This window comes from Aminobacter sp. LjRoot7 (genome assembly GCF_964252895.1).
Lineage (GTDB): Bacteria > Pseudomonadota > Alphaproteobacteria > Rhizobiales > Rhizobiaceae > Aminobacter > Aminobacter aminovorans_B.
Map to the genome: position 1 here is coordinate 176,769 of NZ_CAXUPX020000005.1, position 9,377 is coordinate 186,145.

General features: G+C 63.6%; 13 protein-coding genes. 5 read left to right on the forward strand and 8 right to left on the reverse strand.

Features of this window, described 5'->3' with window-relative positions; genetic code table 11:
• The first annotated feature begins 12 nt into the window (after positions 1 to 12).
• A complete protein-coding gene (locus tag ACSQ3E_RS16340; RefSeq protein WP_067954857.1) occupies positions 13 to 270 on the forward strand; it encodes a DUF1150 family protein in 258 nt (85 codons plus the stop codon).
• Between the two features lie 93 nt (positions 271 to 363).
• Here ACSQ3E_RS16340 and ptsN read toward each other — a convergent pair whose 3' ends face one another.
• The 6 genes from ptsN to lptC form a co-directional block, all read right to left on the reverse strand.
• Complete coding sequence (gene ptsN, locus ACSQ3E_RS16345; protein WP_115729605.1) at positions 364 to 828, reverse strand: PTS IIA-like nitrogen regulatory protein PtsN; 465 nt, start codon at positions 826 to 828, stop codon at positions 364 to 366.
• 64 nt (positions 829 to 892) lie between these two features.
• On the reverse strand, positions 893 to 1,477 hold the full coding sequence (hpf, locus tag ACSQ3E_RS16350) for a ribosome hibernation-promoting factor, HPF/YfiA family (RefSeq protein ID WP_310320134.1): 585 nt from the start codon (positions 1,475 to 1,477) through the stop codon (positions 893 to 895).
• A 280-nt stretch (positions 1,478 to 1,757) separates the two neighbouring features.
• On the reverse strand, positions 1,758 to 3,293 hold the full coding sequence (gene rpoN / locus ACSQ3E_RS16355; RefSeq protein ID WP_436123512.1) for an RNA polymerase factor sigma-54: 1,536 nt from the start codon (positions 3,291 to 3,293) through the stop codon (positions 1,758 to 1,760).
• A 188-nt stretch (positions 3,294 to 3,481) separates the two neighbouring features.
• The gene (gene lptB / locus ACSQ3E_RS16360; protein ID WP_115729608.1) at positions 3,482 to 4,303 is read right to left on the reverse strand and encodes an LPS export ABC transporter ATP-binding protein; all 822 of its coding nucleotides are present in this window, start codon (positions 4,301 to 4,303) and stop codon (positions 3,482 to 3,484) included.
• Positions 4,304 to 4,813 carry an LptA/OstA family protein gene (locus tag ACSQ3E_RS16365; RefSeq protein ID WP_436123513.1) on the reverse strand — a complete coding sequence of 170 codons (510 nt, stop codon included), beginning with the start codon at positions 4,811 to 4,813 and terminating at the stop codon, positions 4,304 to 4,306. It abuts the gene before it with no gap.
• 40 nt (positions 4,814 to 4,853) lie between these two features.
• Positions 4,854 to 5,573 (reverse strand): LPS export ABC transporter periplasmic protein LptC, encoded by a 720-nt coding sequence (lptC, locus tag ACSQ3E_RS16370; protein WP_310320140.1) that lies wholly within the window; start codon positions 5,571 to 5,573, stop codon positions 4,854 to 4,856.
• A 266-nt stretch (positions 5,574 to 5,839) separates the two neighbouring features.
• Between lptC and sppA the strand changes: the two genes are divergently transcribed.
• Genes sppA through ACSQ3E_RS16390 form a run of 4 tightly spaced genes read left to right on the forward strand, consistent with a single transcriptional unit; the run spans position 5,840 to position 8,523 of the window.
• A complete protein-coding gene (sppA, locus tag ACSQ3E_RS16375; RefSeq protein WP_436123514.1) occupies positions 5,840 to 6,814 on the forward strand; it encodes a signal peptide peptidase SppA in 975 nt (324 codons plus the stop codon).
• Positions 6,815 to 6,856: 42 nt separating this feature from the next.
• Positions 6,857 to 7,141 carry an integration host factor subunit beta gene (locus tag ACSQ3E_RS16380; protein WP_055981346.1) on the forward strand — a complete coding sequence of 95 codons (285 nt, stop codon included), beginning with the start codon at positions 6,857 to 6,859 and terminating at the stop codon, positions 7,139 to 7,141.
• A 44-nt stretch (positions 7,142 to 7,185) separates the two neighbouring features.
• Positions 7,186 to 7,515: a LapA family protein gene (locus tag ACSQ3E_RS16385; RefSeq protein WP_310320146.1), complete on the forward strand. Its 330-nt coding sequence runs from the start codon at positions 7,186 to 7,188 to the stop codon at positions 7,513 to 7,515.
• Positions 7,516 to 7,551: 36 nt separating this feature from the next.
• Positions 7,552 to 8,523: an ornithine cyclodeaminase family protein gene (locus ACSQ3E_RS16390; protein ID WP_436123515.1), complete on the forward strand. Its 972-nt coding sequence runs from the start codon at positions 7,552 to 7,554 to the stop codon at positions 8,521 to 8,523.
• On the opposite strand, the gene ACSQ3E_RS16395 is transcribed toward ACSQ3E_RS16390, so the two are convergent.
• Both ACSQ3E_RS16395 and ACSQ3E_RS16400 read right to left on the reverse strand, forming a co-directional pair.
• Positions 8,507 to 8,962 (reverse strand): EVE domain-containing protein, encoded by a 456-nt coding sequence (locus ACSQ3E_RS16395; RefSeq protein ID WP_436123516.1) that lies wholly within the window; start codon positions 8,960 to 8,962, stop codon positions 8,507 to 8,509. The genes ACSQ3E_RS16390 and ACSQ3E_RS16395 overlap by 17 nt on opposite strands.
• Positions 8,959 to 9,345, reverse strand: coding sequence for a VOC family protein (locus tag ACSQ3E_RS16400; protein WP_436123517.1), 387 nt, complete (start codon positions 9,343 to 9,345; stop codon positions 8,959 to 8,961). Before ACSQ3E_RS16400 ends, ACSQ3E_RS16395 begins: the two co-directional genes overlap by 4 nt.
• Positions 9,346 to 9,377: the final 32 nt, after the last annotated feature.

Consider the following 9,377-nt stretch of genomic DNA (forward strand, 5'->3'; position numbering starts at 1 on the left):
AAGGAGGCTACAATGCCCAATACTGCCCAGAGACACACGATGACCACGGGCGAACTCGCCCATCTCGGTGAAGGCTCCGTCGCCTATCTCAGGAAGGTATCCAGCGACGATCTGCGCGGCCGTTTCCCCGGCCTGACCGAGATCGATCCCGGCCTCGAGCTTTGGGCGCTGTTTGCCGCGACCGGCGAACCGATCCTGTTGTCCGATGCCCGTGACCGCGCCCTTGCGGGTGCGATGGAAAACGATCTGACGACCGTAGCCATCCACTGACCTTCAGCGCCGGCCCCCCTGCCGGCGACAGGATGGCTAAACGGCAAAGGGCCGCAAGATGCGGCCCTTCCCAAACTTTTCCCAAAATCGAAATCAGGCGGCGTGCGACGCCGGCGTTTCCGACAGCAGGGCGTGGATCGCCGACGCATCGCGCGTGCCGCGAATCTTGGCTACCGTGTCGGCGTCGCGCAGCACGCGTGCGATGCGCGACAGTGCCTTGAGATGGTCGGCCCCGGCCCCTTCGGGGGCCAGGAGCAGGAAGACGAGATCGACCGGCTGGTCGTCAAGTGCTTCGAAGTCGACGGGCGTTTCCAGGCGCGCAAAGACGCCGGTGATACGCTTAACGCCTGCGAGCTTTCCATGCGGGATGGCGATGCCATTGCCGACACCCGTCGAGCCAAGACGCTCGCGCTGAAGGATGGTGTCGAACACCTCCCGCTCGGGGATACCGGAAATCGATGCGGCCCTTTCGGCGAGAAGTTGCAGAAGCTGCTTCTTCGAATTCGCCTTCAAGGCCGGCATGATTGCCGGAGCCTCGATCAGATCACTCAGATCCATGCTGAAATTCCCTTGCTGTGCTCACCGCCGCATTGCCCCAAAACCCCACATGCGGTGGCGGCTACTATCCCTGGGCGACCTTTGCGGTCGAGGGATCTATCCAGCCGATGTTTCCATCAGACCGGCGGTAGACGATGTTGAGGTGCTCGTTGCCAGCATTGCGGAAGACCACAACAGGGCTATCCTTGGTGTCGAGTTCGATGACGGCTGATGCTACCGACATCGTCTTCAGAACCATCGTCGACTCGGCAACGATGGCGGGCGCGAAATCTTCCGGCACATCCTCGTCGTCGTCGACGAGTGCTGCGACCACCGAATAAGCGACATCGGTCAATTCACCGTTGCCGGCGCCCAGATTGTGCGACTTCAGCCGACGCTTGTAGCGCCTCAGGCGAGTTTCGAGCTTGTCGGCCGCCGCGTCGAATGCGGCAGTCGGTTCTTGGGCGTCACCGGTCGCTTGCAACGACATGCCCGAATCGAGCCGTACCACGCAATCGGCGGTGTAGCGCGAGCCAGACTTCACGACGTTGACGTGCCCGGAGAAGCCGCGATCGAAGTATTTGCCGATCGCTTCGCCGATACGTCCCTCAATGCGCGTACGAAACGCATCGCCGACGTCCATGTGTTTTCCCGAAATACGCAGGCTCATCTGAAAACTGACCTTTTCTGTTCAGACTTCAAACCGGTCCGAGTTTATACCCGTGGCAGATGCAAACAAGCGTTGGCTCGCTTGTCGCACCAATTTTAAGTCCGAACTTGTCGGCTGATCTTGGGCCACCCACCGGCAGCCGCTGGCTCGTGTCGCAAGCCATCCTGTGCCGCATCTTTCCTCGGTGGGCTTAGCCCTCTTCATGCGGGCGGGCTTCTAGACACTTCATTAAGGATTGTCAATCAAGCGCTGAAATGACCGGAAATCCGCGCCTTTTGGGCTAGCCGGCGGTGCCCGCTATAGCGCGTTTTTCGCGCCGGCGCTGGACCGACGAGGCGATGTTCATGCCTTCCCGGTACTTGGCGACAGTGCGCCGGGCGATGTCGACGCCACTTTTCTTCAGGATATCCACAATGGCATCGTCGGACAGCACGTCGGAAGCCTGCTCTTCCTCGATCATCTGGCGGATTCGATCGCGCACGGCCTCGGACGAATGCGCGTCGCCACCCTCGGCCGAGGCGATCGAGGCGGTGAAGAAGTAGCGCAGTTCGAACACGCCGCGCGTCGTCAGCATGTATTTGTTGGCGGTGACGCGGCTGACAGTCGATTCGTGCATGCCGATGGCATCAGCCACGGTGCGCAGGTTGAGCGGCCTGAGGTGGCGCACACCGTGAACCAGGAACGCATCCTGCTGGCGCACGATCTCGGAGGCGACCTTGAGGATGGTCTTGGCGCGCTGGTCGAGGCTGCGGGTCAGCCAGTTGGCGTTCTGCAGGCACTCACTGAGGAAGTTGCGCTCGGCCGGATCCTTGGTGCGGCCGGTGACCTGGGCAAAATAGACCTGGTCGACCAGCACGCGTGGCAGCGTCTCGGGATTGAGCTCCACCGCCCAGCTGCCGTCGGCCGCTTGGCGCACTTCGACGTCAGGCACGATGGTATCGGCGGAACCGCCGGCAAAGGCCCCGCCGGGCCTGGGGTCGAGCGCGCGGATCTCGGCCAGCATGGCGAGCAGATCCTCCTCGTCGACGCCACAGATGCGCTTGAGGCTCTGGAAATCGCGCTTTGCCAGAAGGTCGAGGTTGTCGATCAGCGCCGCCATCGCCGGGTCGAGCCTGTCACGACGAATGAGCTGGATGCGCAGGCATTCGGCGAGGTCGCGGGCAAACAGGCCGGCCGGGTCGAAACCCTGGCAGCCGCCGAGCACCCTCAGCACGAAAGCCTCGTCAACGCCGAAGCGCGCCGCGATCTCGTCGGCTTCGCCACGGAAATAGCCAGCTTCGTCGAGCCAGTCGGTCAATTCGGAGGCAACCAGCCGCTCCGCAGGTTCGATGAAGGCGAAGGATATCTGCTCACCGACATGGTCACGCAGGGTGATTGCGGCCGCCGCCATGTCCTCCATGTCGAAGCCTTCGGACGCACCGCCTGAGCTTGAGCCCGGGGAGGACGACTTCCATTGCATGGCAAGGTCGGGGCCCATGCGCTCGACAGCACCGGGATCGTCGGGAAACAGGTTTTCGAGCGAAGTATCGAGCTTCTCGGAGATGGCTTCGGAGCTCCAGCCGGCCTCGCCTTCGAACCAGTCCTCGCCGGCAGAAGCGTTCGCCTCGCCCTGGGTCTCGATCTTGGGGAATTGGTCGGCGGGCGCGTCATCAGGCACTTCCGCCCGTTCGAGCAGCGGATTGCGCTCGATCTCGTCGTCGATGAAACGTTCAAGCTCGGTGTGGGTGAACTGCAGCAGCCTGATCGACTGCATCAGCTGTGGCGTCATCACCAACGATTGCGACTGCCGTAGCTGTAGTTTCGCCGACAGCGCCATTGCTTAAAGAGGTCCAATCCCGATCAGGCGCGGCCGAAAATCGGCGCGCTCGCCAGCCGCGATAAAACTGGCCCGGCTTTTGCATGTCAAGCAGATTGGGGGTTTGGCATTGCGATTGGCGACGCATTGCCCGGCAATCGCGAATGAAGACTGCGCATTTCGCCGGCACGTTGCGTGCCGGCGGCAGCCTAGAGCGTGAAGCCCTCGCCGAGATAGAGGCGGCGAACGTCGGGATTGGCGACAACCTCGTCGGCGCGGCCATGCGTCAGCACCTCGCCGGCATGGATGATGTAGGCGCGGTCGATCAGGCCCAGCGTCTCGCGGACATTGTGGTCGGTGATCAGAACGCCGATGCCGCGCTTGGTCAGGTGCCGGACGAGCTGCTGGATGTCGGCGACGGCGATTGGGTCGATACCAGCGAAGGGCTCGTCGAGCAGCATGTAGTTGGGACGGCTGGCAAGCGCACGCGCAATCTCAAGGCGACGGCGCTCGCCACCCGAAAGGGCGATCGCCGGCGACTTACGGAGATGGCTGATGTGGAATTCCTCGAGCAGCGCATCAAGCGACTTCTCGCGCTCCTTGCGGCTCTTTTCGACCACTTCGAGAATGGCGCGGATGTTGTTTTCGACCGACAGGCCCCGGAAGATCGAGGCTTCCTGCGGCAGGTAGCCGATGCCGAGACGGGCGCGGCGGTACATCGGCATCGCCGTAACGTCGAAGCCGTCGATCTCGATGGTGCCCTGGTCGACGGGGACGAGCCCCGTCACCATGTAGAAACAGGTCGTCTTGCCCGCGCCGTTGGGGCCGAGCAGGCCGACGGCCTCGCCGGCGCGGACACCGAGCGTCACGCCCGAGACCACCTGCCGGCCCTTGTAGCTCTTGGTCAGTCCCTTGGCGATCAGCGTGCCCTTGAACTTACCGTTCTTGGCGCTGCCTGTTGTCGCGGGCGCGGCAAGTTTTTGCGCCGAGCCAGGCTTCAGACGCGACAACAGCGAGGATGCCTCAGTCATTTATTTCTTCTGCGAACCCGGTGTGATCGACATCATGACGCGACCATTGCCCTTGGTCCCCTTGTTGCAGCCGTCGACCTGGGCAAGGCCGGTCTTCATCTGCACGGTGAGCTTGCAGCCGACCAGGACGTTGTCGCCTTCGGAAAGCACGACTTCCTTGCCGGACATCACCAGCACCTCGGTCTTCATGTCAAAGGTGCCGCGGTCGCCGGTGGCCACCTGCTTGTCGGACTTCACATAGACCTTGTCATCGACTTCGAGCCTGTCGATGTTGGCCGAGCCGGTTGCGGCCGAACCGCCATCCTTGGCGTAATAGACAGTCATCTTGCCCGACTTCATGACGGTCGGGCCCTGGGTGACGCTGACATTGCCGGTGAAGATCGCGAGATTCTCCGATTCGCGGACCTCGAGCTTGTCGCTCTCGATCTGGATCGGCTGGTCGCCGGAGAGCTTGAGGCCGGAAAGCCGGCTCTGGCTGTCCTGCGCAAGAGCGCCGGCGGTGCACAGCATCACGCCCGCGCATGTTAACGCGGCCAATGACCGCCAAGACCTAATTTGCCGCACTCCCGCCTCCGCTGCCATTCTGCGCCGCCTTCATCCGCGCGGGATCGATGTCCACGCGTACCTTTTTCTCGAACACGACAACCTTGCCGTTTTCGAGCATGGACATCGAATCGGACGTGATCTTCGAACCGTCAAGGCTTATTTCGACCGGTTCGTCAGACTTCATCGCGCCACTGCCCATGTCGAGATACGCCGATTTGAGCTTGGCGACCATACCGTCGCTCGTCTTTACGATTACTTGCTCGGTCAGATTGAGGGTATTGCCTTCGCGGTCGTAGACGCCGCGGACAGCATCGACCTTGGCAATGTTGTCGGCGGAGATCGGCAGGTTGGCGTCAATGCCGAGCAATTCGACGACGCCCTGGTTGGCCGGATCCTGCACGGCACGGTCAGCCGTCATCGAATAAGGCAGGTTGTCGCGGGTAAAGCCGCTGAGCTGGGGTTTGGCCATCACCAGCTTGCCTTCGGAGAAGGCGGCACCTTCCGCCTTGACCTTCAGCGACGGCGGCGCGGCAAGATAGGTATAGCCGCCGAACAGCGCGGCCAGCGCGAGCGCCGCCAGCGGCAAGGCGCGCTTGAGGAAGCGGACGCGCCGCGAATGGCGCGCGGCGAGGTCGAACGCATCGGCGCGCGAAGTCGCGAGCGCAATCGCGGTGTCAACCGCAACGCCGCCACCGCCGCCACTCGTCTCGATTGGTCGCGCCAACTGAAATGTCCTTCTTCGAACTGTCCAAGCCGCCGTTCAGGCCGGCACGGTGAAGCGGATGAAAGCCACGAAAATATGACCATAAGGTCAAAGAGTTGCGACCGAACGCACTGCTGCCCCGCGTCCGGCTGCCTAATGCAAACCCCGATATGGCTATTTAGCTTACAAATCCCAAGTCCCGCAACGTCAGCTGCGGCAGGAAAGCTGTGGCTCTCGCCAAAGCGTTGCTTTAAAAGCGCTAGCCTGCACAGCATGCGAGGCACGCAATGTCCATGAAAGCCGACGATCTGATCGACCGACGCCGCTTGCGGCGCAAGCTGACCTTCTGGCGCATCGTAGCCTTTCTCATCGCCGCCTTGGCCGTCGTCGGAATGTCGACATGGCTTGCAGGCGAACGCATTCCCGGTGTGACCGCCAGCCACATCGCCAAGCTCAGGATCGAAGGCACGATCACCGAAGACGAGGACCTGCTGCGCCGCATCGACGAGGTCCGCAAGTCGGCCTCGGTCAAGGGCGTGATCCTGTCGATCGATTCGCCCGGCGGTACCACCGCTGGCGGCGAGGCGATCTACGACGCGGTGCGCAAGCTCGCGGCTGAGAAGCCCGTCGTCGCCCAGGTCGGTACGCTGGCGGCATCCGCAGGCTACATGATCGCCTCGGCGTCCGACCACATCGTGGCACGCAAGTCGTCGATCGTCGGCTCGATCGGCGTGCTGGTGCAGTTTCCCGACCTGACCGGACTGATGGACAAGCTCGGCGTCAAGCTCGAGGAGATCAAGTCGTCGCCGCTGAAGGCCGAGCCCAATCCGTTCAATCCGACGACCGACGAAGAACGCGCCATGATGCGCAACATGATACTCGACAGCTACGACTGGTTCGTCGGCATCGTTGCCGAACGCCGCTCGATGTCGAAGGCCGAAGCCACCGCCCTTGCCGACGGTTCGGTGTGGACCGGGCGCCAGGCGCTTGCCAACAAGCTGATCGACGAGGTCGGCGGCGAAGACCAGGCCATCGCCTGGCTCGGCACCAAGGGCGTCGATGCCAAGCTCGAAGTGATTGAGTGGAAGCCGGCCCGCACAGGCAGCTTCTTCCTGCCCAGCTCCGTCGCCCAGGCCGTCGGCCGGGCGCTCGGCGTCGGCGACTTCTCGTCGGAACTGATCAAGGAAATGGGCGCCGACCGCTTGTTCCTTGACGGTATGCTGTCGCTCTGGCAGGCTGAAAAAGCTGTGTCAGGCGGCTGAAAAACAAATAAAATCATCACCATCTCGACGGGGACCGAGCACATGATCAAGTCTGAACTGGTGCAAATCATTGCCACACGCAATCCGCATCTGTTCCTGCGGGATGTCGAGAACATCGTCAGCGCCATTTTCGACGAAATCACCGATGCCCTTGCCGATGGCAATCGCGTCGAGCTGCGCGGCTTCGGCGCGTTTTCGGTCAAGAACCGCCCTGCCCGCACCGGCCGCAACCCGCGCACCGGCGAATCCGTCGAGGTCGAGGAAAAGTGGGTGCCGTTCTTCAAGACCGGCAAGGAGCTGCGCGAGCGGCTGAACTCGGCGAAATAGGCCGCCAGGCGGCTGCGGCGGCGGGGCTTTAAACGGGAATATCCATGTTCAACCGCTTCATGCTCATCGTTGTGTTCGTACCGGTGGCGATCGTGCTGATCGCACTCGCCGTCGCCAACCGCGCGCCCACCGCATTCACGCTCGACCCGTTCAATCCCGGCAATCCAGCTCTGACCATCCAGGCGCCGCTGTTCGTGCTGCTGTTCGTGGCGCTGGCGCTGGGGGTGATTCTCGGTGGCGCCGTGACCTGGTTCAAGCAGGGCCGCTTTCGCAAGATCGCCCGCCAGCGCGGCCTCGAGGCCGACAGCCTGCGCCAGGCAGCGGCCCAGCGGCCGCCGGTCGCCCAGGGCCCGGCCCTGCCGCGCCCCAACTGATCCGCTCCGGCGCGACATACTTTCAGGGAGAACTTCATGCTGCACTTTTCGGCCGATGACATCGACCGCGCGTTGACCTTTCCGGGATTGGTCGAGACGTTGCGCACGGCCTTCCGCGAGGGCGCGGTGCAGCCGGTGCGCCATCACCATACCGTCGAGCGCGCCAAGGGCACCGATTCGACCCTGCTCCTGATGCCGGCCTGGACCGACTTCAAGGCCGCAGGCGCCGGCGCCGACGGGCATATCGGTGTCAAGATCGTCACCGTCTCACCCGACAACAACGACATCGCCAAGCCGGCGGTCGTCGGGCTCTACCTGTTGCTCGACGGCGTCACCGGCGAACCGCAGGCGCTGATGGACGGTCCGCGCCTGACGCAATGGCGCACGGCTTGCGCCTCGGCACTCGCCGCCTCCTACCTGGCACGCGAGGATGCCTCGAAACTGCTGGTGATCGGCGCCGGCGCGCAGTGCAAGTTCCTCGCTCGGGCGCATGCTGCGGTGCGACCGATCAAAGAGATCCGCGTCTGGAACCGGACGCTCGCCAACGCCGAAACGCTCGCTGCCTCGTTGCGTAGCGAGGGCTTCGAGGCAACCGCCGTCTCCGATCTCGATGCCGAGCTGAGCTGGGCCGACATCATCACCGCCGGCACCATCTCGACCACCCCGCTGGTCAAGGGCGCCAGGCTGAAGCCCGGCTGTCACGTCGACCTCGTCGGCGGCTTCACGCCCGGCATGCGTGAGGCCGACGACGACGCGATCCGCAAGGCGCGCGTCTATGTCGACACCCGCGCCGGCGCCACCAAGGAAGCCGGCGACATCGTCCAGCCGATCGCGGCAGGCGTGCTCAAGGCCGACGACATCGTCGCCGACCTGCACGAGCTCGCCCGCGACCAGAAGCCCGCCCGCCAGTCGGCGGACGAGATCACGCTGTTCAAGTCGGTGGGCGCGGCACTCGAGGACCTCGCCGCCGGCATCGCTGTCTACAAGACGCTCAAGCCGAAAGCCTGAGCCCCTCTTCCATGAAGTCCGCCTCCATGGCTTCCGCGATCAAGCGGAAGTCGTGCTCGCTTAGCGGACAAAGGCCAAGACGCAGCTGGTAGCCCCAGTTGCGGCCGGCAGTGAAGTCGAGCTGGCCGAGCAGCATCGCGACCGGAGTCTCGCGAGACGTTGCCCAATCGACATCGCGCCGGAACGGCTGGAAGCCGCCGCCTCCGTCGAAACGATAGGGCTCGCCCGCGCGCACCTTGCCAATTGCGGTGAAGGATTTGAGCCCGTCCTTACCGCCCATGACGGTCGCCGGCGAATAATAGACGACGCCGTCACCCGCACCGATCCGGCGCAGCGGGCCTGCCTTGCCGTGGCAGACCTGCATGAAGCCGCTGGCCCGGCCGCGCCGGACATGCTCGGCCGAAGCGACGGCGAGCCAATGGCCCGAGCCCGGGTTCATGACTGCGTCGCCGCTGCTTCGTCGAGGCAATAGACGCGCAGGCGATGGTTGTCGGGATCGAGCGCAACGAAGGTGCGGCCGAAATCCATGTCTGCCGGCGCCTGCAGGATGTTGAGCCCGCGTCCGGCCCATTCGGCATGGGTGGCATCGACCGCGCCAGGCGTTTCCACGGCCAGAACCAGTTCCGCGCCGCCGCCTGATGAAGTTGCCGCCGGCTTGGCGGAATGCCGCGACCACAGTCCGAGCTTGAAGCCGTTGTCGAGCACGAACATGACGAAGGTCGGTGACGTCTCCACCGGCTGGCGGCCGAGCAGCTTGGTATAGAAGGCACCGCTGGCTTCAGGGCGGTCGACGTAGAGGATTATGAAGTTGGGCGTGCGCATCTCTGTTCTCCTTGTTGGGACGAGGAGAACCA